Here is a 361-nt window from a genome sequence, read left to right on the forward strand (position 1 = left end):
GGGGACCACAGTGGCAACAGAAGCACCCAAGAGACATTCACGCAAAGGCATCCCGAATCACCCTCTCGAATTCCGACGGCAGTTGGCCAAGCTGGCCTGCGAGCCTGGCGTATCGGTAGCGCGTCTGGCGATGGAGCACGGGCTGAATCCGAACCTGGTCTTCAAATGGCGCCGGGCACTGCGTGCTGGAGAATATGATCCGGTCGGTTTGCTGCCGGTGACAGTGGAAGCGCCGGCGCAAGAGATCGAGCGTCCAGTCCCGGCGCCAGTTGGCAGTGCTGCTCCTGCGGGCGCCATCGAGATCAGCGTGGGCAACACGCGCGTGCGCATCGAAGGCTCGCCCGACGAAGGCACGCTACTG

At 63.7% G+C, this 361-nt stretch carries 1 protein-coding gene; it reads left to right on the forward strand.

The genetic code is table 11. The annotated features are described in order from the left end of the window. Positions 1-361, forward strand: a 361-nt coding sequence (locus PSUB009319_RS22750; protein ID WP_260393129.1) for a transposase, incomplete at both ends; no start/stop codon positions are given.

Origin of the sequence: Ralstonia sp. SET104, from assembly GCF_003851545.1 — a bacterium.
GTDB lineage: Bacteria > Pseudomonadota > Gammaproteobacteria > Burkholderiales > Burkholderiaceae > Ralstonia.